The organism is Clostridium sp. ZS2-4 (assembly GCF_026719745.1).
Classification (GTDB): domain Bacteria; phylum Bacillota; class Clostridia; order Clostridiales; family Clostridiaceae; genus Clostridium_H.
On record NZ_JAPPRQ010000052.1, the window covers coordinates 60330 to 82779 of the forward strand.

Consider the following 22450-nt stretch of genomic DNA (forward strand, 5'->3'; position numbering starts at 1 on the left):
TTTAAATTCCTCCTATACTGATTATTATTTTGAATATTTTTTTTCAATATCTTCAATTTTATTAATTCTATTTTCATGTCTTCCACCTTCAAATTCTGAATTTAGGAATGCATCAACAATATCAAGTGCAAGACCTTCTCCAACAATTCTCTGTCCCATAGTAAGTATATTGGCATTATTATGCTGTCTTGTAGCATGTGCACTAAATGTATCATGGCATAATGCGGCTCTTATTCCTGGAACCTTATTTGCAGCTATACCTATTCCAATTCCAGTACCACATATTAATATTCCAAAATTAAAGTTTTTAGCTGCAACTTCCTCAGCAACTTGTAAACTATAATCTGGATAATCACATGATTCTTCATTAAATGTTCCAAAATCCTTAACTTCTATGCCTTTCTTCTCTAAATGCTTTATAACTGCATTTTTAAGTTGAAATCCACCATGATCAGATCCTATTGCTATTTTCATGTAAATTCCTCCTATTTTGTATTTATTGCAAAAAAAGAAGATACTAGCATCATCAAATACCATTATCTTCCTTTATTTTGTTTAGTAATAAACCTATACTCTTTTTAAGTATATCAAAAGTCTTTTGATATACTTCCATATCGCCCCCAAAAGGGTCAATTATATCTTCTTTAAGATCAACATATTCATTCAAAGTAAATAATTTATTTTTATATTGAGGAAATCTATCAACTAAAGCATCTCTAATATATCCAGTCATAGTCAATATTAAATCACTTTCAGATAGCATTTCTTCTTGTAATTGCACTGCATTTCTATCACTTAAATCCTTTGAAAAATTATCTTTTATTAAGGCAACAGTATTTTTAGATGCTTTAGTACCTGAAATAGCTGCAATACCTGCTGAAATAGCTTTAACATCATAATCTGACATTTGATTAAATATTGCTTCAGCCATACAACTTCTGCATGTATTTCCTGTACATATAAATAAAATCTTCATACTGTCCCTCCTGTCATCGTTAAAATTATTTTAAACTATATTATTCTCTAAATTTAGCTTAAACTTTTATTATGTCAAATCCAGCAGCCTTTTTTAATCTATTCATAATTGCAATTCCCATTTCTTTTTCTTCAAAGGCTTCAGATACTATTATATCCACATTTTCATCATCAAATTCTCTTAAAACTTTAAATAAGTTCTTTCCTATTCTATCTAACTGTTCTCTACTTCCTAATGATTTGATTATTGCATTAGAATAGTGCTTTGCAGTTTCATCTGTTGCCATTATTCCAACCTTCATACCTGCATCTATATAATTTTGCACTATTTCTTGTATTTTTGCAACACTTTTTTTCAAATCTCCAGCTATAATTTTTACCGGCGCCTTTGGAGCGTAATGTCTATACTTCATTCCAGGTGCTTTTGGCTTGAAATCCTTTTCTGGTTTTTTCATTATAGCAGGATCAATATATATTCTGTTATCAATCTCACTTAACATTTCAAGAGTAATTCCACCCGGTCTCAAAACACATGGCGGTTCCACTGTGCAATCAACAATTGTAGACTCAAGACCTACATTACACTTTTCTCCACCAATTATATAATCAATTTTCCCATTCAAATCCTGAATACATCCTTCTATATCTGTTGGACTAGGTCTTCCTGATATATTAGCAGAAGGTGCAGCTATTGGTACTCCCGCTTCTTTTATAAGCTCTCTTGCTATCTTGTTTGAAGGCATTCTTATTCCGACACTCTGAAGTCCAGCACTTGTTACATCAGGAATTTTTTTTGATTTCTTCATTATTAAAGTTAATGGTCCTGGCCAAAATTTTTCTATCATTTTTTTTGCTATTGAAGGAATTTCTTCAACAAATTCTTCAATATTAAAATCTCCTACATGAATAATAAGGGGATTATCTTGCGGTCTTCCTTTAGCTATAAATATCTTTTTTACAGCTTCATTATCTAAAGCATTTGCTCCAAGTCCATAAACTGTTTCGGTTGGAAATGCCACGAGTCCACCTTGACGAATGACTTCCCCTGCTTTTTCCAACACTTCTATATTAGGATTTTCTTTGTCTAATAACTCAACTTTTGTTTTCATTCACATTCACTTCTTTGCTAATAGAATTAATCATTACTTTGTATTTTATTATAATATATTAGTAATTACAAGTCCCAATATTATTCCGAAAAAAATACTAAAGGTTATATCCCTCCCACTTCTAAGCTTTAATGCCTCCGGAAGCATTTCACCAAATATTACATAAAGCATTATTCCAGAAGCAACACTTAAACAACCTCCTAAAAATGCAGGAGATATATTACCTAAACAAACTCCAAGCCACCCCCCTATAACAGTAGGTAATGCTGTAATAAATGCATATCTGATTATTTTTGAAATTTTAACCTTAGCCGCCATTAAAGGAGCTGCTATAGCAATTCCTTCTGGAATATCATGGATTACTATAAGTAAACTCATCTTGATTCCTAGATCTCCTCTAGCTAAAAAACCTACCCCCATTATAATACCTTCGGGAAAATTATGAATCATAAGACCTGCTGCTGCCATAAAGGCTATCTTGTTATGACTTGTCTTAAATGTTGCTCTGCCAGAACTCACTATATCTATTAAAGCAATACTCAAAACCCCAGCAAAGGATAAAAGAATAGAACTCAAATAATTAATGTTTATAATAGCCTCCGGTATCAAATCCAACATAACAATGGATAGCATAAGCCCTGCTGCAAAAGCATTTATATTACCTATTATCTTATTTGTTGGTTTTTTTATAATTATCCCTATAGATGCTCCAAGCATAGTCCCCGCCAAAGAAAATATACTTGCTATTGTTACTATAACTGTAAATTTATTAAACAAATAAATACCCCCCGTTTCTATTTTATAATATTTTAGTAAACGGGAGTTTATTCTCTACTTTCTATATTCTTTTATTTTCTCTATTGCTTCATCTGTAAAATAAGCCTTAACACAATACCTATATATCAGATTTAAAAGTTCATACTTATAATATCCACCTTTATTTATTATTATATAATAATATTTTTTTTGTAGATTTTCTACTTTAGAATTAATCTTATACCCATTTTTCAAAGTGTACTTTTCCATAAATTTCAAATCTATCATGTTAATATTTTTATTTCTCATTCCTGACTTCAAAATCAGTACTATTTTCATATCTTTTTTATCATTTATAGTATGAACAAACATAACATTATTACATATAATACTATATTTACCACACCAAAGACCGTTTTGAATCTTCAACTTACCGCTATATTCAAATTTTAATGTTTGTGTGTGAATGTGTACTAAAATAGAAATAACTATCAAAAACTCAATAACCACTAAATAAGTTATAATAAAAAAAGAAGCTTTTCTGGTTATAACTACCGAAATTGGAAGTAATAAAAAAATAAAGCTCATAGATAGCCAAAACCTTTTAAAAGACTTCTTTTGCTTTCTAATAGCTTTATTTATATTCATGATTCACCTCTATAAAAATTAATCAAATTTATTCATTGTTTCCCATAGCCTTCATTTTTTCAGCTTGTTCAACAGTTATCAATGCATCAATTATTTCGTTCATATCCCCATCAAGGAAAGAATCTAATTTATATAATGTAAGACCTATTCTATGCTCTGTAACCCTACCTTGAGGATAGTTATATGTTCTTATTCTTTCACTTCTATCTCCTGAACCAACCTGACTTTTTCTATCAGCAGCTATTCCAGCATTTCTTTCTGCTTCTGCCTTTTCATAAAGTCTAGCCTTTAATACCTTTAATGCTTTTTCTTTATTTTTAAGCTGTGACTTTTCATCTTGGCATGATACTACAATTCCTGTTGGTAAGTGAGTCATTCTAACAGCAGAGTCTGTAGTATTTACACACTGTCCACCGTTTCCAGAAGCTCTGAATACATCTACTCTTATATCATTAGGATCTATATCAATTTCAACATCGTCAACTTCCGGCAGTACTGCAACAGTTGCTGTAGATGTATGAATTCTTCCGCTTGATTCAGTATCAGGTACTCTTTGAACTCTATGAACTCCACTTTCAAATTTCATTTTACTGTAAGCTGAATCTCCTCTAAGCATAAATACAACTTCTTTAAATCCTCCAATATCTGTCTCATTGGAACTCATAAATTCTGTTTTCCATCCATGACGCTCAGCATATCTTGTATACATTCTGAAAAGATTAGCAGCAAACAATGCAGCTTCATCTCCTCCTGCACCTGCTCTTATTTCAATAAATACATTTTTATCATCATTAGGATCCTTTGGAAGCATTAATATTTTCAATTCTTCTTCAGATTTACTCTTATTTTCTTCAAGCTCTTTTATTTCTTCTTGAAGCATTTCTCTTAATTCTCTATCATTTTCTTCTTGAAGCATTTCCTTATCTACTTCTATATCCTCTAAAGCCTTTTTATATTCCTTATACTTATTAACTATAACTTCTAGTTCAGCATGTTCTTTACATAACTTTCGCCACTCATTTTGATTAGCCATAACTGATGGGTCACTAATTTTTATAGACAATTCATCATATTTATTTTCTATAAATTCCAGCTTATCTAACATTACTATATCACTCCGTATTCATATTTTCACATTTTATTATTATATCATAACTACATAGACTTTGACAATTCACGCTATAATCCTCTTAATTTTTAACTCTCAATATTCCTGTAACTACTCTGTCTAATCCTGCTAAATCTTTGATACATCTTATTTCTTCAAATCCATTTCCCATCAAAATATTGTATACATCTTCTTTTTGGTCATGCCCTATTTCAAAACCTATCATTCCGCCTTGTTTTAATATCTTTAAGCTCTGTTTTGTTATCTTCTTATAGAATTCTAATCCATCATCGCCACCACAAAGGGCTATATATGGCTCATAATTCTTAACATCTTCCATTAATGTAGGAATAACATCCTTCCTTATATATGGTGGATTTGATAAAACCACATCAAATCGTCTTTCACTTTCTATAGCTTCCTCTAATAGATCACTTTTATAAATCTTTATTCTATCTTCAAGATTAAATTTATTTATATTTTCTAAGGTAACTTCATAAGCTGTATCCGATATATCATAACAATAAATTCTAGTATTTTCTAAAATTTCCCCTATCGAAATACCTATTGCACCACTACCACAACATACATCACATATGTCTATATAATTATTTTGTTTTATTTTATCTAAAGCTTCTTCCACTAAAATTTCAGTATCCCCTCTTGGAATAAGAACACCTTCTCTTACATTAAAATTTATTCCCATAAACTCACATTCTTCTAATATATATTTTATAGGCATTTTATTCTTTCGAAGTTCTATTAAACGAAAATACTCTTTTATATCTCCCTCATCAACTTCCAATTCTCTATTTAACATTATGAACAATTTGTCTTTTTTTAAAACCTTTTGCAGTAATAATTGAGTATCCAACATATATGTCTCAATATTTTCACACTTCAAAACATTATATCCCTTTATCAATAATTCTCCTATTTTCAAAATACCACCTCTTTGTGAAAAGCATTGAAATAACAAAAACATACTAAAAAACAAACATCTTTAGCAATAATGAATTCTTATTATCATTAAAAATCACTTGCATACGCAAGTGATTTTTTATAGTAGTTTGCTTTCTACTTTAAATTCAGTTTCTTTCATTTCTATCTCTTCTCTTCTTATTTCTTGTACCTCTTTTTCAACTGTTTCTTTATTATTTATTTTTCCCTTTATACTTTCAACTGTTTCTATTCCTTCTGCCACTTTAAGCGATACTATTGCTACCTCCAGCTGACTTAAATCTGGTTCCCTAGTTGTAAGCTTTTGAAGTTTAAGACCTGGATAAGCTAATACTCTTGAAAGCATACCTTGGCTTTTTCCCATCCATTTTATCAACTCATAAGTTATTCCAGAAACTACTGGCAAAAGAACTACCCTATACCCTATTCTCTCTATTATTGAATTCCAAGGAGTTAGAGAGAATAAAACAATGCTTACTATCATTACCAAAAACAAAAAATTAGTACCGCATCTTGGATGTAATCTTTCCTGCTTTTGAGCATTTTCCGGTATTAATTCTTCATCTTGTTCATAACAAAATATAGTTTTATGTTCCGCACCATGATACTGAAAAACTCTCTTTATATCATCCATCTTTCCTATAAGATATATATATATTAAAAATATACCTACTCTTATAATGCCTTCAAAAATATTTAGCAATAAATTATTTTGAACATTTAATTTTTTAACTCCACTTGCCACAAAAGTAGGAAGTATAAAAAATAACAAAACAGAAAACATTAGCGATAAAACAAGTGAAAACCCCATTATTACATCATTAGTTTTATCCTTAAATATCCCCTCTACCCATTTATCAAATTTTGTTGCTTCTTCAGTTTCATTCTCTTCTTCAAAAAATGAAGCTGAATAATTTAATGTCTTTATTCCTAAAATCAAAGAATCAATAAGTGTAATAAATCCTCTTATTATAGGAAGTGAAAAAAACTTATTTCTCTTGGTAAGAGGTATCTTTTCTTCAAATTCTACTTCTATTTCTCCATTTGTTTTCCTAACAGCAGTAGCAACCCCACAGTTTCCTCTCATCATCACACCCTCGATTACAGCTTGCCCTCCTACCGAACATTTTTTCTTCATAATATGCACCTCTTTTCATACATAGGCCTCTGTAGCTTTTATAATACAACACTTCATATTATTTTTCAAAGGAATTTGCGATTAATATTGTTACATAACTGTAAATTTTATGATTGCTATTTATATTTTTGTTTATACTTAAAATAGCAGCTTGCACAAAGTGATTGATATTCAACATTATCTTCTTGGTCAATAGCTATTTGCTCTCCCTCAAAAACAAATTGTCCATTTATTTTCCTACCATTCAAAATAGCTTTTTTACCACATTTACAAATAGTCTTTAGTTCCTCTATACTATGTGCTAATAATAACAATCTTGAGCTTCCTTCAAATCCATTCATCTGGAAATCTGTACGAAGACCATAACATATTATTGGTATATCTATTTTTACCGCTATTTCAAATAACTGATCGATTTGCTCTTTTTTAAAAAACTGCACCTCATCCGCCAACACACAATCTATTTTTCCATTTTCTTTTATCCACTTTTCTACTCTTTCATATATATTTTCATAGTTTTCGAAAAGCATATCTACCTTTCTCCTTATACCCAGCCTTGAAACCACAGTATCTCCACCCTTTGTATCTGTTTTGGGTTTGATAATAATTACATTCATTCCTCTTTCTTTATAATTATGAGCAACTTGCAGTAAATTGGTTGATTTACCACAATTCATCGCTCCATATCTAAAATATAGTTTACTCATATTTTTATGCCTCCATTACTTGTTGGTTTAATAATTTACTAATTCATTTTACATGGTTAATCCTTCAAGTTTCAAGTGTAATCTTTAACAATCTCTTTGACATAAAAAAGCCTTATATATTATTGCTATTTTATATTCTCTATGTTATAATTTTAAGAGTTGACAATGCGGTTTGAATTATTCTAATAAAGAATAATCTTTGTAAGTGAGGTGAAACGAAATGAAGGAAGGTTTACATCCTGAATATAATCATGATGCAGTAGTTAAATGTGCATGTGGAAATACTTTCACTACTGGTTCTGTTAAAAACGAACTTAAAGTAGATGTATGTTCTAACTGTCATCCATTCTATACTGGAAAACAAAAAGTTTTAGATACAGGTGGAAGAATTGACAAATTCATGACAAAATACAATTTAAAGAAATAAAACATAGTAAAGAAAAATGGGAAAGATTTTATCTTTCCCATTTTTCTTTACTAAACAAATCTAAAAATTCTCTATTGTTTTTTGTTTTGCTCATTAAACCAATCAGTTTTTCTGTTACATTTCCAATATTACCTTCATTGTACATAACTTTCCTTATTCTAAATGAAGCATCTAATTCTTCTTGTAAAAGCAATAAATCGTCTCTTCTTGTACCTGATTTATAAATATCTATTGCTGGGAAAATTCTTCTTTCTTCAAGTTTTCTATTTAAGTGAACTTCCATATTTCCAGTTCCCTTAAATTCTTCAAAAATCATATCATCCATTCTACTTCCAGTATCAACTAAAGCAGTTGCAAGGATTGTAAGACTTCCACCTTCTTCTATATTTCTTGCAGCTCCAAAGAATTTTTTAGGCATTATTAATGCTCCTGGATCAAGTCCACCTGATAAAGTTCTTCCTGTTGGATTTATAGTCAAGTTATATGCTCTCGCAAGTCTTGTTAAGCTATCTAAAAGAACTATAACATCTTGTCCCTGTTCAACCATTCTTTTTGCTCTCTCAAGTACCATATAAGCAACCTTTGTGTGATGATCCGGTTCCTCATCAAAAGTTGAATATATAACCTCACCATTAATAGATCTCTCCATATCAGTCACTTCTTCCGGTCTTTCATCTATCAAAAGTACTATCAATTTAGACTCTGGATGATTTTCAGAAATACTGTGAGCTACTTTTTTTAGAAGTGTAGTTTTACCTGCCTTAGGCGGTGCAACTATTATCCCTCTCTGTCCCTTACCTATTGGAGAAATTATATCCATCAATCTTGAAGATAAATCTGATTGATTAGTTTCCAATCTCAATCTTTCAGTTGGGTAGATAGGCGTTAATGTCTCAAATTTTTTTCTTCCAACAGCTTTTTCTGGATTTTCTCCATTTATCTTTTGAACATATAAAAGAGCTTGGAATTTTTCTCCTTCTTTTGCTGTTCTAACTTTACCTTCTACTTCATCACCTGTTTTTAAATTAAATCTTCTTATTTGTGATGGTGATACATAGATATCTTTTGGTCCCGTTAAATAATTTTGTCCTCTTAAAAATCCATAGTTATTATTTTCTATGATTTCTAAAACTCCTTTTGCAGTATCAGACTCATGTATCATCTCTTTAAGGTTTTTACCTTTATCTTTATCTTCATTTTCATTATTCTCTTCTTCAACATCACTTTGGTTCTCTTTAGTTTCTGCTAACTCTTTTTTATGTACAGCTTTTGGAGCTATTTTTTCCCTTAATACAACCCCTTCTTTATTTATAGCTAAAGGTGAAGTCTTATTTATACATTCAATCAGTTCTGATTTCTTCAACTTAGAAGTTCCTTTAACTCCTAATTCTTTAGCTATTTGTTTAAGTTCGACAACCGTCATACTCTCTAATTCTTTGTTTGTCAAACATAGCACCTCCATATTAAATTAATTATATATATTAACCTTTGGGAAATAGATAACAGAGAAATATTTGAAAGGTATTACCTTTTAGATTATAACCTATTTTTTATTTTTTATCTACTTTTTTCATAAAAAAAGTAATCTGGATGCAAACAATCATCTCAGACTACTTTATATTTATATAGATATTACATTTATCAATACTCATTGTTCAATAATCAATTTATAAAAAAATTTCTTCTTAATTATTTTCACTTGTTTTTTAAAGCATTGCGTAAATTTTTTTATTCACTTCCATATATTTATTAATTTTTTCTTCAACTTTCTCAGTTTTACCTATAAAAAATATAGGTGAACCAACTTTCTCACATCCTCCAATTACCATAGCACCTTTTATTAGCTCATTTATTTTGTAGGTATAATAATGGTATTCTCTGCATATAGGGCATTTTACTTTTACTTCAATTTCTTTATTATTAGTGTACACTGTATCAACCACGTCAAAATATTTAGACATATCTACTATCTCAAATATAGATATTTTTTTTAAATCATACTGTCCACTGTAATTCTTAAAAGCAACACTAATAACAGAATCTATAAACAACAGTTACACCCCCCCATATTCTAATTCTAATTCTAATTTATTTAATAAATTCTATTTTAAATCTATATTTCCTTCAAAATCACACAAAAATTTTCATAAAAATAAGTTTAAATGTACATCCTTTGTCCCAAAACTATAAACAAATAAAAATAAGCATAAAGTCATATTTCATCTAACTTTACGCTTATTTTTATCTGTTTATATTATTTTTGCTTGATTTATTTATACCTTGAAATTTATTTTCTTCTAAACTTCTTTGTTTAAGGCTGCTTTTATAAATTCTCTAAATAACGGATGTGGTCTATTTGGTCTTGACTTAAGCTCTGGATGAAATTGAGTAGCTACAAACCAAGGATGCTCCTTAACTTCTACTATTTCAACCAATCTTTCATCAGGACTTACACCTGTTATTTTAAGCCCAGCTTCTGTTAATTCTTTTCTATATTCATTATTAAATTCGTATCTATGTCTATGTCTTTCATATATAACCGGCTGTCCATAAGCTCTAAAAGCATTAGAATCTTCTTCTAATTTACATGGATATAATCCAAGTCTCATTGTTCCACCTTTTTCGTCAACATCTTTTTGCTCTGGCATTAAATCTATTACTGGATGAGTTGTTGTTTCATCAATTTCCGAACTATTTGCATCTCTGTATGCTAACATATTTCTAGCAAATTCTATTACCGAGCACTGCATTCCAAGACATATTCCAAGGAAAGGAACTTTATTATTTCTTGCATATTTTATAGCCTCTATCTTTCCTTCAACACCTCTATCTCCGAAACCACCTGGTACTAATATTCCATCTACATCTTTTAGGTAATCATTGATGTTTTCAGAATTTATATCTTCTGCATTTATCCATTTAATATCTACATTTGAATCATTAGCAAATCCACCATGATTTAAAGATTCTACTACTGAAATGTATGCATCATGAAGCTCAACATACTTACCAACAAGCCCTATAGTTACATTACTCTTTAAATTTTTAACTTTACGAACTAGCTCTATCCATTCAGAATTATCTATTTCATTACAATTTAAACTTAATTTATTACAAACTAATGTATCTAACCCTTCTTCATGAAGCATCATTGGTACTTCATAAAGATTTTCCGCATCTAAATTTTGTATAACTGCATTTGCATCTACATTACAGAAAAGTCCTATTTTTTCTTTAACCTCATGAGGTAAAGCTTTTACAGAACGGCACACCAATATGTCTGGTTGAATTCCTATTCCTCTTAACTCTTTAACTGAATGCTGAGTTGGTTTAGTTTTAAGTTCTCCCGCTTTTCCTAAGTAAGGAATTAAAGTCAAGTGGATAAAACAAACATTTTCACGACCAACTTCATATTTTATTTGTCTTATTGCCTCTAGAAATGGTAACGATTCTATATCTCCAACTGTTCCACCAATTTCAGTTATAACTATATCTACATCTTTTTCTTTTGCAACTCTATAAACTCTTTCTTTAAGTTCATTTGTTATGTGAGGTATTACTTGAACAGTACCTCCTAAATAATCTCCGCGTCTCTCTTTAGATAAAACTGACCAATATACCTTACCAGTTGTTACATTACTATTTTTACTTAAATTCTCATCTATGAATCTTTCATAATGTCCTAAATCCAAATCCGTTTCAGCACCATCATCAGTAACAAAAACTTCTCCATGTTGATATGGACTCATAGTACCAGGATCTACATTTAGATATGGATCAAATTTCTGTATAGAAACCTTAAGTCCTCTATTCTTTAATAATCTTCCAAGAGAAGCTGCTGTTATTCCTTTTCCTAACGAAGATACAACTCCACCAGTTACAAAAATATATTTAGTATTAGTGCCCAAAAAAAATTCCTCCTTTGAATTATGTAAAAATCTATTGACAAATTATATACTAGCTACTATAATAGAAATTACCCTATAAAATAGTTTAAGTATGCCCTAAAACATATTTACTATGATATCACATTTCTTGTTGTTGTGCTAGTCTTTTTTTATTTTATTTTTTTGCTTAATTTACTTCATCAAGCTTATCTTGAATCTCAAAATATATCTCTCTAAATCCCTTGTTTATAAGAAATTTTTCTTCACCCCTTTTCTCGTTATATCTAATACTTCTTTTATTATTTATGGAAAAATCTCTATTTATTTTATGCAAATCATCACATTTATATTTCTTTAACAACAAAAATAAAAGATACTTACATTCCTTATCTTTCATTATTTTATATATTTCTTTTCTTTCAATTTCTTTCATACAACAAATAATTTTAATTATTTCCTCATATTTGTCTATATTATACATAAAACCACCTCACTTGAATTATTATCCAAATGAGGTTTTATTAAACACAAGCTCCATATTTATTTAGTTTTGATATCAATATTTAATATAGTTTTCAAAGTTTTTTGTCCCTGTAGACTCATGTCATAATCAATAAAAACTTTTCCACCTTCATTATTTATATCTATATTAAGCTTATTAGTTTCTATTAATAATTCCAATGTGCCGTAAGGAGTATTATACATAGATATTTCTTTTTTATTATTCTTAAACTTCATTTTAGCATTTGTTGTTCCCATTCTTATTAAAGAAAACTCATTAGGCTCAATTTTTAGTGTTGTAGTAGTTCCTTCCATGCCAGATAAAGCTGTTTCTTCATAAACTGCATAATAGCAGTTCTCTTTTTCATAAAACTCTCCTTGAGTAATAATCTCTATTGCTTCATCCTCATTGCCTATTTGTTTACTTCCAACAGATATTATGGCTTTTTTACCCATCCACACCTTCACTTCCTTTATCCTATTATATATTGAGTTATTTCTTCTTCAGTAGCCGGTTTTACATCAATAACTTTATCATATGGTTTTGTATACTGCCCATACATAGCACTTACTGCATCTTCATCTTTGCCCTTAGAATATCTTCCAGCAACCTTTGCTGCAAATTCAATATCTTTTTCCGTGTAATCCCCAACTATCGCCACCATAGAACCTCTAAAATTCTTCACTAAAAATCCAGTATCATCAGATGTCAGTAGTTTTTTTAGTTCATCAGCTTCCGCTGCTGTTCTTGCAGATATTATTTTGCAGCCTTCAGTAACTCTGAAATGTCTTCCAACCCTTAAGAGCTCAAGTTCCCTTTCAGTAACTTCTTCTGTATGTTCAAAAAATTCTCTAAGCCTTATAGAATAATTAGGTTCTGTCAATTTACAGCCTCCTGCTGGTGATGGATAATCATTTATTCCCCACTTTTCAGCAAGTTCCATTTGAACCTTTCTACTTCTTCCTGATATTCCAAGTAATTTTTCTCTATCTACCAATCCATTTAACTCCATCTCAGTTGGTGGCAAAACTTTAGCACAAAGAGGTCTTAGTATTTTTTCTCCAATTCCAGATTCTTTTTTCACAACATTTAAAGAAGCCTTATTTTGAGACATTGGTCTTTGGTTTAAAACTTCTCCAGTAATAATAAAATCTGCATCAAATTTTTCTAAAAGCCTTCCTGCATCTCTCATCATCATAGCATGACAATCAATACAAGGATTCATATTTTTTCCATGCCCATGCTTTGGTTTTTTAACAGTTTCTAAATGTTCTTCCGAAAAATCTACAACTTCTAAAGGTATATCTATTTGTTTAGTCATTCTTTTTGCATTTTCAGGCCCAAAAAAATATGACTTGAAGCATATACCAATTACCTCTATTCCTTGTTCTTTTATAAGTTTAGCAGCAAGTATGCTATCTAACCCACCAGATATAAGCGCTAATGCTTTTGTCATGCGTTTCTCCTTTCTCAATCTCTTTTTTTATTCTATTATCTATTATTTCTCTCTACAGCAAATTCTATAAGTTCAGTTATAAGCTGGCTATAACTTTTTCCTGATGCTTGCCACATTTTTGGATACATACTTATCTTGGTAAATCCCGGTAAAGTATTCACTTCATTTAAGTATACTTCTTCTGTTGTCTTATCAACTAAAAAATCAACCCTAGACATACCAGCACAATCCAAAATCTTGTATATCTTAATAGCTTCTTCTTTAACCTTTTGAAGTTTTTCTTCACTTAAAGCAGCAGGTATTAAAAGTTTAGATTCTGCATTTGAATATTTTGCCTCATAATCATAGAATTCATTAGCTGGTATAATCTCTCCAGGTACAGCAGCAACTGGTTCATCATTTCCAAGTACAGCAACTTCAATTTCTCTTGCATTTATACTTTCTTCAACTAAAATCTTTCTATCAAACTTTAGTGCAACTTCAAGGCCTTTTTCTAACTCTTCTCTATTATTGGCTTTACTTATTCCTACAGACGAACCACTATTTGATGGTTTTATAAATACTGCATATCCTAATTTATCTTCAATTCTTTTCAATATTTCTTCTTTATTTTTTGTATATTCATGAGCATTTACCACAACATACTCAGCTTGTTTTACCCCAAAATTCTCCAGAACATATTTTGTGTATACCTTATCCATGCACACAGCAGAAGACATAATCGACGGTCCTACACACGGTAATTCTACAAGCTTACACAGTCCTTGAATTGTACCATCTTCTCCATACATACCATGCATCACTGGGAAAACTACATCTACTTCTCTATTAAAAAGAATTTTTTGTCCATTTGCCCCCTTACAAAACTCATCTTGCTCCCATTCTCCACTTTCTATTTTATCTATGGAACCTGTATATTCAAACCATTTTCCGTCCTTAGTAATACCTATTGGATGTACATCGAATTCACTCAAATTAATATTTCTCAATACAGAAGCAGCTGAAACACGTGATACTTCATGTTCCGTAGATTGCCCTCCAAATAATATAGCTACTTTCTTTTTCATATTATTCTCTCCTCACACAACTTTTCTTATCAATAAATATAATATTTATAATTTATTCTTCATCTAAGAAAATTACAAAGTAATTTTCTTAGATACTAATTATCACCACTTCAAATTATATACCAACATCCTAAATATGTGAACTTTTAAATGTACTTTACTACTTGGAATAAATTTTAAAATTAATCTTTTGTTATGTTTTATTTCTATTGTGAAATTATACCAATAATTCATCCGCTCTTCTTACCGATTCTTTGATATTGGGGCAAAAATTTTCATGTCCTAATTTTTCTATAAAACCATATTTTTCAAGCATCTGCATTGGTTGTTCTTGAAGTTCCGAAATAATAAGCTTTGTCTTATTTTTATTACAAATATCATATAACATTTCCATAGCATGAAAAGCTGTAGAATCCATTGCCGGCACACTTCCCATCTTTATTATTAACACCTTGGATGGTACTCCTATTTCTCTAATAGTGTTAACAAATTTATCTGCCGCTCCAAAGAAGAAAGGTCCACTAATTTCATAAAAAGAAATTTGTTCTAAAGCAGCATTATCCTCTAAAATTCTAGCACACTCATCATTTTCTCTTACATCTAATTCATATGTAACATCTGTAACTTCTGCCATTCTTCTCATAAATAAAAAAGACGAAAGTACAACCCCAACACCTATTGCTACTACTAAATCCAAGAAAATAGTTAAAGCAAAAGTAGTTAAAAACACCAAAACATCACTTTTAGGTGCTCTGTTCATTTGTTTAAACGCTTCCCATTCTCCCATATTATAAGATACTACAATTAATATAGCTGCCAAAGATGCCATAGGTATCAATTTAACCAAAGGCATAAGAGCTAACATTATAACTAAAAGACTTACAGCATGTACAATTCCTGCAATAGGAGTTCTACCTCCATTTTTAATATTAGCAGCAGTTCTTGCAATCGCCCCCGTTGCTGGTATTCCCCCTAAAACACCCGAAAAAATATTAGCAACTCCTTGAGCTACAAGTTCCATATTAGAACGATGATTTCCCCCAATCATCCCATCTGCAACCACCGCTGATAGGAGAGACTCAACCCCACCTAAAATAGCTATAGTTATTCCTGGCATAATAAGTTCTCTTACCATATTAATATTTACTTTAGGAATTACAGGTATGGAAAAACCACTTGGTATATCTCCAAAACGACTACCTATAGTCTCAACATTCATTCCAAAAGCCATAACTATAACTGTACTTACGATAACAGCAATAAGAGTTCCTGGCACTTTCTTATTTATTTTAGGCCAAAATATTATTATCAAAAGAGATAACGCACCTATAAACAAAGCTGTTAAATTTATAGAATTTATACTTTTAAAATACGTCATCCATTTACAAATGAACTCAGACGGAACTTTATCTATTGTCATTCCAAAAAAATCTTTTATTTGAGTTGAAAATATAGTTACCGCAATACCACTAGTAAATCCGGTAGTTATAGGATACGGTATATACTTTATCATAGCCCCGAATCTAAATAAACCCATTATAATCAAGAAAACACCTGCAATTATGGTTGCTATAGTTAACCCTTCAATCCCATATTTCTCTATAATTCCATAAACAATAATTACAAAAGCTCCTGTAGGTCCTCCAATTTGAACCCTACTCCCACCTAATAAAGATATTATGAATCCTCCAACAATAGCTGTATACATACCTTTTTCAGGCGAAACACCAGAAGCTATAGCTAAAGCTATCGATAAAGGAAGAGCGATAATCGCAACTATAATTCCCGCAATTACATCTCTTATAAACTGCTCCTTACTATAATCCTTTAAACAAGTAAATAATTTTGGTACTAACACTAATAAACCCTCCAACCTTTTATTATTCTTTTATATACTTTTACTTTAAAACAAACCCCATATAATTATAGACCCATTTTTGTATTTTTCAACATTAATTTAGATTTCTTCAAAAATTAGCCTAAACACAATAGAATAAAATTGTGAAGCAATTTTATTCTATTCACCAGTCCCCAATCACCAGTCCCCAGACAATGACGTTTTGCTAATGCAAAACTAAAATTAGAATAAAGCAAACTAGGCTTAAAATAGAAGTGCTCTATTTTTAAGTCTAGTTTTTTTATTTTATTTAATTGTTTTTAATTGTTTTTAATTGTTTTTAATTGCTTTTAATTGCTTTTATGTTTTTTCTTTACGCTGGGGATTGGTGATTGGCGACTGGGGAATATAAGAATGTTGTGTCGCAACATTCTTATATTGTAAGTTCTCCATTCTCAGTACTAATAATTTGAAGTATTTTTTGCTCATACCCTGTATCTGCATTAATATATACTATAAAACTATCATCATTATAGGTTCCATTAAATTCATAACATAAAACTTCCTTTTCCATCTCAGTTGGTATTATAGCAAGTCTTATTGAAGATATTTTTAATTTTTTTCCTACCTTTTCTCTGGCTTTACTTTCACTAATTTTAGGTTTAGGTATAGTTCTATGGGATATATGAGCTATCAAATACTTTTCACTCTCGACTCCAACTATACTTCCATTATCCAAAGCTATTTTTAACTTTATCTGTTCAGGATAGACAGGAACTTTTTCTTGATTATAAACATAACTAATTATTACTGTATTTTCACCCTTTAATGTATATGTAGACTTCATATTCTTATATCCTATATTATTTAAATACTTACTTCCTATATCAGCAGCCTTCTTTACATCTATTTTAGCTTCACCTATATTCTTATTATCTAATAAATAAACAATTTTTCCTCCATTTTTACTCACTTCTAAAACAACCGTCTCTCCTTTTTCTCTTCCTTTAAGAGTAACCTCAAAACTATAAGCAGGTATTCTGGTTTTTCCATCTTCCTGTTTTTTCACTACATTTAACACTTTATCTTTTCCCAAAAGATTTTTTACCACATTTACAGCTTCCCCTTCAGTAATTCGCTTTTCAGAAGCTATTCTTGGTTTTATATCCAAAACATTATCAGAAAATGGACCATCATATATAAACGTAGGATATTGAACAACTTGTTTTTGTATAGCCTTAAATTTATCTGTAATTAAATTTTCATCACTTTTTTTCAATATACCGCTTACCTTTTTTCTTATCTCTCCCCACTTCACTTTACCTTCATTTATATTTGCCTGAATATCCGTTAATTGTATCAACAAATAATCCGCTTGATTTTTTAATTCTTCTATATTTCTATAATCATCCTCACTTAATTCCCTTCCCTGTGTTGAAGCCTTAGCAAGGCTATAAGAAAAATCTCCAACCTGAGATAAAAATTTGCTTGTTCCTTCAATAGATTCTTGAGGTATAGGAAGAGAATGTATCTTATCATTTGCTATATCAGAATATCTAAATATATCCCCAAACACAACTATACTCTGTTCTCTTGATCCTACTACAGCTGATTTAGCCAAATCAGACTTTATACCCCTCACCGAATCCATTAATTGATACATATTTTTACTATATTCGCCTTGTAAATAATTCCTATAATCCATTCTCTCTAAAGTCATCAAAATAGCAAAAGTAGTTGAAAATACCACAATAAATGCTACAGCAATAGTATAAACAATTCTTTTTTTACTCATTTTCATTTCACTGTTCCTCCCTTCGTTTTTCCTATGGCATCTTATGTTATTATTTGTTGTATTAATTTTAGATATACGCAAAAAATCCAAGAGAATTATTTCCCTTGAATTTTCTTATATAAACTTTTAGCTATTTCTGCAAACTTAAACTTCACAACTATTTTCTTACCATTTATTGTATTAGTATCTAAGTTGTTTACGAGCTTATATTCTTCAGGAGTTAGAACTTGCTTCATTTCTTGTTCCGTTTCTTTGTAAGCAACTTCCCCTTTTGTTATATCCGTGAAGCACAAAGGTGGAAACATAACACACCACCAATTATGCCCTTCGCCACTTCCTATTATTATTCTGTAAGCTTCATAATTTCCTTGTGGAAGAGTTATATTACCATAACTTTTAACCGGGAAGTTTTCATGAGATAACATAGTTACCACTCCATATTTATATCCATTCTCTTTAATAACTTTTCTTGCTATTTCTTTTATCACTTCATTATTCTCTTCTAAGATTTTTCTTGATTCATCTATATCTTTTGAATCCTTAAGCTTAGGAGATATATAATTTAAAACCTCATCTCTAACCATTAGTTTCAACGCTTGATCTTCTGTAGTATCACTATTAGCTATAACATGAAATCTTATAATTTTATCAGAAATAGACTTTTGACTTGCATCAGCTTTCATATAGGATATTCCTAAAATGCTTCCTAACACAAGGATTAAAAATAATATAATGGCAATAAATTTATTTTTCATACTACTTGTCCCCCTATTTTTTTATCTTTTATTCGAATTATTGCCACTACTTATTTTTCTATACAATTGGTTTAAAATAAATTGGAACTAAAATTGAGATGAAGTAACAACTCCATCTCAATTTTAGTTCCAAGAATATACAAATTTCATATTTCTATCTTTTTTAATAGGAAGTATTATACTTATTAATCATTTAATAAATTTACACCATCTAATCTATATCCATTTTTCTTTAAGGAATTAATTATTTCATGTGAATGTTCCCTTGATTGAGATTCAATTTCCACAAGTACATTTGCACATTCCAAGCCTTTTTCTTCCCAATTCTTTTCTTGTCTTATCTTTACTATATTAGCCCCTAATTTACCTATAGCATTTATAAGCTCACCCAGCTGTCCAACTTTATCCTGTAATTCTACTGAAAAACATAATCTTCTTTTTTGAACTATCAATTCTCTTCCTATTATCTTGGATACCATTGCTATATCTATATTTCCTCCACTGATCAACACCGCAACCTTCTTACCATCTATTTTTATTTTATCAGCTAATAATGCCGCTAACGGTGTAACGCCTGCCCCCTCAGCTATTAACTTACTTCTTTCCATAAGTGTAAAATTAGCATATGATATTTCATCTTCTGAAACAGTTACAACTTCATCTACATATTTTTTTATATATTCAAATGTAATATCTCCTGGTGTTTTTACCGATATACCATCCGCTAGAGATTTAACTCCAGGAACTGTTACTATTTTTCCTGCCTCTAAAGATGCTTTAGTTGAAGCTATTATTTCAGCTTGAACCCCTATTATCTTAACTTCCGGTTTTATACTCTTAGCCGCAACAGCTATTCCTGATATTAGTCCACCGCCGCCAATAGGAACCAATATAGCATCTACATCTGGTAAATCTTCTAAAATCTCAAGTCCTATAGTTCCTTGTCCCGCCATAACATCTTCATCATTAAAAGGATGAACAAAAGTAGCTCCCGTTTCTTCCTGTATCTCTAAAGCTTTTCCATAACATTCATCGTAAACCTCTCCAAATTGAACCACTTCAGCGCCATATCCTCTTGTTGCTTGAACTTTAGCTTGTGGTGCAGTATCTGGCATAACTATTGTAGATTTAATTTCAAAAGCAGTTGCCGCATACGCTACTCCCTGAGCATGATTCCCTGCTGATGATGCAATTACGCCTCTTTCTTTTTCTTCTTGTGTTAAGCTAGCTATTTTATTATAAGCGCCTCTTATTTTAAAAGCTCCTGTTTTCTGTTTGTTTTCACACTTTAAATAAACCTCATATCCACTTTGCTTTGAAAAAGTACTTGAATAAAATAGTGGAGTTCTTCTTGCTACTCCTTTGATATTTTCTTGCGCTTTCTTTATTTTGTTTAAATCAAGACTCATTGTTTTTCCCCCTCACTCATTATTTTTAAGTATAAAAAACTTTCTAAAATCGTTTTCATATTAATGATTCTGGATAATTATTAGATTGTTTTACTTGATTTGATATTTTCAGAATTTTCTTTATTTTGAATTATTCAAACTAAAACATTTCATAAAATAGTCATTTTTATGAATTCATAAAATATCCCTCATACTTTTATTATAAATTAAAATCACAAATTGTCACTACTTTTCCTTGAAAAAATTGTATAAATATAAAATTTTTTCTTATGAGAAACACATGTATTTTATTCAAAAACATTAGTCAATCTTTTTTTTAACTCCATGTTTTTTCTTCTCTCACAGCGGATACTTGTCTTTGTATCACGGATTTCTCTTTTAAAAGTAATCATTTTCCAAAAGTAGATTGCATTATGTTTTTTTATGTGATATACTTTTTTCACGAAGAATCTTTTACAATACATTACATTTATGATAACGATTCCACTATTAGTATTTTTTTATCATATGAAGTTTCAAATTACTAAACATTCATTTTTGTATGAAATACACCTTATGAATATTAAAGGATAATTTTAAAATAAAATTCATTACTTATATATAAACTCCAAGAAATACCATTGAATTTTTTATACATTGGTAATTGAATAATGAATATTGATAACTTCAATATATATTTTATTTATTAATATAAGGAGGAATGTAAATGAAAAAATTAGGTTTAATACCCAAAATCCTTTTAGCAATTATTCTAGGTATCCTTATTGGAAAATTTGCTCCAATATTTGTTACACGTGTCTTTGTAACATTTACTTCTATCTTTGGACAATTCTTAGGATTTGCAATTCCACTAATTATTTTAGGATTTATCGTTGCTGGTATTGCTGACTTAGGTACAGGAGCAGGTAAACTTTTAGGTGTTACAGTTGGATTTTCTTATTTATTCACATTATTATCAGGCTCATATGCTTTACTTGTTGGAAAAACCATATTGCCAAAAATCATAAATAGTTCTGCTATTTCTGATTTAGACAAAGCAAAAAAAGCATTAAAACCTTTTTTCGTAGTTGAAATGCCACCAATCATGGCAGTTATGAGTGCACTTATATTCGCTTTTGTTTTAGGATTAGGTATAGCCAAAACTCAAAATAAGACTTTAAAAGATGCAGCTATAGGCTTTCAACAAATAATATCCCTTGTCATTGAAGATGTTGTTATTCCACTACTTCCATTTCATATTCTTGGGATATTTGCTAACATGACCTATACTGGAGAAGCTTCAACAGTATTTTCAGTATTCTGGAAAGTATTCTTAATAATACTTTGTCTTCATTTCACTATGCTTGTTATCCAATTTGCAATTGGATGTTCTTCAAACAATCAAAATATATTTAAAGCACTTAAAACTCAAGTTAAAGGTTATGTAACTGCCTTAGGAACTCAATCTTCTGCTGCTACTATACCAGTTAACCTACAATGTGCAGAAGAACTAGAAACTACTAAAGGCATAAGAGAATTTGTTATTCCTCTTTGTGCAACTTGTCACTTATCAGGAAGTACAATGACAATAACAACTTGCGCAATCTCTGTTATGATGTTAAATAATATGACTGTAAGTATACCTCAAATGTTTGGATTCATAGCGATGCTAGGTGTAACAATGGTTGCTGCTCCTGGAGTACCTGGTGGTGCAATCATGGCTGCTCTTGGAATCTTACAATCAATCTTAGGATTTAGCGAAACAATGACAGGATTAATGATAGCTTTATATATAGCACAAGATAGCTTCGGAACTGCTTGTAATGTTTCTGGAGATCAAGCTATTGCTATGATAGTTGATTCTATTCAAAAGAAATGGGATAGAGCATCTGGTAAAATTAAAGCTGCAAGCTAAACCAATTCAATTAAAAAACC

General features: G+C 30.3%; 22 protein-coding genes. 2 read left to right on the forward strand and 20 right to left on the reverse strand.

Going from position 1 to position 22450, the window contains the following annotated elements:
- Positions 1–24: 24 nt before the first annotated feature.
- The 9 genes from rpiB to OIO11_RS09775 all read right to left on the reverse strand — a co-directional run bounded on the left by rpiB (position 25) and on the right by OIO11_RS09775 (position 7401).
- Positions 25–474 carry a ribose 5-phosphate isomerase B gene (gene rpiB, locus OIO11_RS09735; RefSeq protein ID WP_268071257.1) on the reverse strand — a complete coding sequence of 150 codons (450 nt, stop codon included), beginning with the start codon at positions 472–474 and terminating at the stop codon, positions 25–27.
- A gap of 52 nt (positions 475–526) precedes the next feature.
- Entirely contained in the window at positions 527–976 is a 450-nt protein-coding gene (locus OIO11_RS09740) for a low molecular weight protein arginine phosphatase (protein WP_268071258.1), read from the reverse strand.
- Positions 977–1034: 58 nt separating this feature from the next.
- Positions 1035–2084, reverse strand: coding sequence for an L-threonylcarbamoyladenylate synthase (locus OIO11_RS09745; protein ID WP_268071259.1), 1050 nt, complete (start codon positions 2082–2084; stop codon positions 1035–1037).
- Positions 2085–2132: 48 nt separating this feature from the next.
- Positions 2133–2861 (reverse strand): ZIP family metal transporter, encoded by a 729-nt coding sequence (locus OIO11_RS09750; protein ID WP_442781287.1) that lies wholly within the window; start codon positions 2859–2861, stop codon positions 2133–2135.
- 54 nt (positions 2862–2915) lie between these two features.
- Positions 2916–3488, reverse strand: a complete 573-nt coding sequence (locus OIO11_RS09755; protein ID WP_268071260.1) for a hypothetical protein — start codon at positions 3486–3488, stop codon at positions 2916–2918.
- Positions 3489–3516: 28 nt separating this feature from the next.
- Entirely contained in the window at positions 3517–4593 is a 1077-nt protein-coding gene (gene prfA, locus OIO11_RS09760) for a peptide chain release factor 1 (RefSeq protein WP_268071261.1), read from the reverse strand.
- A gap of 85 nt (positions 4594–4678) precedes the next feature.
- Positions 4679–5539, reverse strand: a complete 861-nt coding sequence (gene prmC, locus OIO11_RS09765) for a peptide chain release factor N(5)-glutamine methyltransferase (RefSeq protein ID WP_268071262.1) — start codon at positions 5537–5539, stop codon at positions 4679–4681.
- 117 nt (positions 5540–5656) lie between these two features.
- Complete coding sequence (locus OIO11_RS09770) at positions 5657–6694, reverse strand: DUF1385 domain-containing protein (protein WP_268071263.1); 1038 nt, start codon at positions 6692–6694, stop codon at positions 5657–5659.
- Positions 6695–6810: 116 nt separating this feature from the next.
- Complete coding sequence (locus tag OIO11_RS09775) at positions 6811–7401, reverse strand: thymidine kinase (RefSeq protein ID WP_268071264.1); 591 nt, start codon at positions 7399–7401, stop codon at positions 6811–6813.
- Positions 7402–7621: 220 nt separating this feature from the next.
- On the opposite strand from OIO11_RS09775, the gene rpmE reads away from it, so the two are divergent.
- On the forward strand, positions 7622–7828 hold the full coding sequence (gene rpmE / locus OIO11_RS09780) for a 50S ribosomal protein L31 (protein WP_268071265.1): 207 nt from the start codon (positions 7622–7624) through the stop codon (positions 7826–7828).
- 28 nt (positions 7829–7856) lie between these two features.
- On the opposite strand, the gene rho is transcribed toward rpmE, so the two are convergent.
- The 11 genes from rho to ilvA all read right to left on the reverse strand — a co-directional run bounded on the left by rho (position 7857) and on the right by ilvA (position 20536).
- Positions 7857–9275 (reverse strand): transcription termination factor Rho, encoded by a 1419-nt coding sequence (gene rho, locus OIO11_RS09785; protein ID WP_268071266.1) that lies wholly within the window; start codon positions 9273–9275, stop codon positions 7857–7859.
- 259 nt (positions 9276–9534) lie between these two features.
- The gene (locus tag OIO11_RS09790; RefSeq protein ID WP_268071267.1) at positions 9535–9879 is read right to left on the reverse strand and encodes a hypothetical protein; all 345 of its coding nucleotides are present in this window, start codon (positions 9877–9879) and stop codon (positions 9535–9537) included.
- Between the two features lie 246 nt (positions 9880–10125).
- Positions 10126–11736 carry a CTP synthase gene (locus OIO11_RS09795; RefSeq protein ID WP_268071268.1) on the reverse strand — a complete coding sequence of 537 codons (1611 nt, stop codon included), beginning with the start codon at positions 11734–11736 and terminating at the stop codon, positions 10126–10128.
- A gap of 166 nt (positions 11737–11902) precedes the next feature.
- Positions 11903–12196: a ribose-5-phosphate isomerase gene (locus OIO11_RS09800; protein ID WP_268071269.1), complete on the reverse strand. Its 294-nt coding sequence runs from the start codon at positions 12194–12196 to the stop codon at positions 11903–11905.
- A gap of 59 nt (positions 12197–12255) precedes the next feature.
- Positions 12256–12672, reverse strand: coding sequence for a DUF1934 domain-containing protein (locus tag OIO11_RS09805; protein ID WP_268071310.1), 417 nt, complete (start codon positions 12670–12672; stop codon positions 12256–12258).
- A 17-nt stretch (positions 12673–12689) separates the two neighbouring features.
- Complete coding sequence (locus tag OIO11_RS09810; RefSeq protein ID WP_268071270.1) at positions 12690–13673, reverse strand: tRNA 4-thiouridine(8) synthase ThiI; 984 nt, start codon at positions 13671–13673, stop codon at positions 12690–12692.
- A 35-nt stretch (positions 13674–13708) separates the two neighbouring features.
- A complete protein-coding gene (locus tag OIO11_RS09815) occupies positions 13709–14740 on the reverse strand; it encodes a D-alanine--D-alanine ligase family protein (RefSeq protein WP_268071271.1) in 1032 nt (343 codons plus the stop codon).
- Between the two features lie 217 nt (positions 14741–14957).
- Complete coding sequence (locus OIO11_RS09820; protein ID WP_268071272.1) at positions 14958–16598, reverse strand: SulP family inorganic anion transporter; 1641 nt, start codon at positions 16596–16598, stop codon at positions 14958–14960.
- Between the two features lie 412 nt (positions 16599–17010).
- Positions 17011–18372 (reverse strand): germination protein YpeB, encoded by a 1362-nt coding sequence (gene ypeB, locus OIO11_RS09825; protein ID WP_268071311.1) that lies wholly within the window; start codon positions 18370–18372, stop codon positions 17011–17013.
- A gap of 95 nt (positions 18373–18467) precedes the next feature.
- Entirely contained in the window at positions 18468–19127 is a 660-nt protein-coding gene (gene spoIIR / locus OIO11_RS09830) for a stage II sporulation protein R (RefSeq protein ID WP_268071274.1), read from the reverse strand.
- 185 nt (positions 19128–19312) lie between these two features.
- Positions 19313–20536 (reverse strand): threonine ammonia-lyase, encoded by a 1224-nt coding sequence (gene ilvA, locus OIO11_RS09835; RefSeq protein ID WP_268071275.1) that lies wholly within the window; start codon positions 20534–20536, stop codon positions 19313–19315.
- Between the two features lie 706 nt (positions 20537–21242).
- On the opposite strand from ilvA, the gene OIO11_RS09840 reads away from it, so the two are divergent.
- Positions 21243–22430, forward strand: a complete 1188-nt coding sequence (locus tag OIO11_RS09840; protein ID WP_268071276.1) for a dicarboxylate/amino acid:cation symporter — start codon at positions 21243–21245, stop codon at positions 22428–22430.
- The last annotated feature ends 20 nt before the right edge of the window (positions 22431–22450 follow it).

Excerpts from the sequence above, each read along its gene's own strand:
- rpiB (WP_268071257.1), bottom strand. The coding sequence starts at position 474 with ATGAAAATAGCAATAGGATCTGATCATGGTGGATTTCAACTTAAAAAT.
- OIO11_RS09740 (WP_268071258.1), bottom strand. The coding sequence starts at position 976 with ATGAAGATTTTATTTATATGTACAGGAAATACATGCAGAAGTTGTATG.
- OIO11_RS09745 (WP_268071259.1), bottom strand. The coding sequence starts at position 2,084 with ATGAAAACAAAAGTTGAGTTATTAGACAAAGAAAATCCTAATATAGAA.
- OIO11_RS09755 (WP_268071260.1), bottom strand. The coding sequence starts at position 3,488 with ATGAATATAAATAAAGCTATTAGAAAGCAAAAGAAGTCTTTTAAAAGG.
- prfA (WP_268071261.1), bottom strand. The coding sequence starts at position 4,593 with ATGTTAGATAAGCTGGAATTTATAGAAAATAAATATGATGAATTGTCT.
- OIO11_RS09770 (WP_268071263.1), bottom strand. The coding sequence starts at position 6,694 with ATGAAGAAAAAATGTTCGGTAGGAGGGCAAGCTGTAATCGAGGGTGTG.
- OIO11_RS09775 (WP_268071264.1), bottom strand. The coding sequence starts at position 7,401 with ATGAGTAAACTATATTTTAGATATGGAGCGATGAATTGTGGTAAATCA.
- rpmE (WP_268071265.1), top strand. The coding sequence starts at position 7,622 with ATGAAGGAAGGTTTACATCCTGAATATAATCATGATGCAGTAGTTAAA.
- OIO11_RS09800 (WP_268071269.1), bottom strand. The coding sequence starts at position 12,196 with ATGTATAATATAGACAAATATGAGGAAATAATTAAAATTATTTGTTGT.
- OIO11_RS09805 (WP_268071310.1), bottom strand. The coding sequence starts at position 12,672 with ATGGGTAAAAAAGCCATAATATCTGTTGGAAGTAAACAAATAGGCAAT.
- OIO11_RS09810 (WP_268071270.1), bottom strand. The coding sequence starts at position 13,673 with ATGACAAAAGCATTAGCGCTTATATCTGGTGGGTTAGATAGCATACTT.
- OIO11_RS09815 (WP_268071271.1), bottom strand. The coding sequence starts at position 14,740 with ATGAAAAAGAAAGTAGCTATATTATTTGGAGGGCAATCTACGGAACAT.
- ypeB (WP_268071311.1), bottom strand. The coding sequence starts at position 18,372 with ATGAGTAAAAAAAGAATTGTTTATACTATTGCTGTAGCATTTATTGTG.
- spoIIR (WP_268071274.1), bottom strand. The coding sequence starts at position 19,127 with ATGAAAAATAAATTTATTGCCATTATATTATTTTTAATCCTTGTGTTA.
- ilvA (WP_268071275.1), bottom strand. The coding sequence starts at position 20,536 with ATGAGTCTTGATTTAAACAAAATAAAGAAAGCGCAAGAAAATATCAAA.
- OIO11_RS09840 (WP_268071276.1), top strand. The coding sequence starts at position 21,243 with ATGAAAAAATTAGGTTTAATACCCAAAATCCTTTTAGCAATTATTCTA.